At 53.0% G+C, this 428-nt stretch carries 1 pseudogene; it reads right to left on the reverse strand.

The annotated features are described in order from the left end of the window. Positions 1–239, reverse strand: a pseudogene (locus tag AB9F26_RS22320) (type 1 glutamine amidotransferase domain-containing protein); the annotation flags it as partial. Between the last annotated feature and the right edge of the window lie 189 nt (positions 240–428).

Below are 428 nucleotides of genomic sequence, written 5' to 3' on the forward strand. Positions count from 1 at the left end.
AGTGCCGCTTGGGCCGCGTCGTCCGCCTTGAAGCGCCGCGTTGCGTCGGTTTGTGCATCGGGTTGATCGCTTGTTGGATCAACTGGTGGCTGACCACCCTTAGGCGACGCCAAAACGATCTCTGCACCTGAGTCTTGGAAAACGTAGTACGGTGCGGCGAATTCCTCCAACCAGAAGCCGGTTTTCTTGCCAGTGTCACCCAGTTTGTCGTGCGATGTCAGGACCATTAGAATCTTCATGTTCGTCTCCTTAGATTTTGGTACGTATTCGAGCCATTGCGGAGACCCCGCTTGGCGAAAATCGTGCCCTGCAAAAACCCAATACAGGCAGCAGGATCACTCATTATATCCGCATTGTGATCGCGTAATTCAACGTGGCAAAGCCGCATTTGTTCCAAAGGTTGGCGAGAAACCAGCGTATAAGGGGTT

This window comes from Falsihalocynthiibacter sp. BN13B15, assembly GCF_041205415.1.
In the GTDB taxonomy this organism is placed as follows: Bacteria; Pseudomonadota; Alphaproteobacteria; order Rhodobacterales; family Rhodobacteraceae; genus Falsihalocynthiibacter; species Falsihalocynthiibacter arcticus.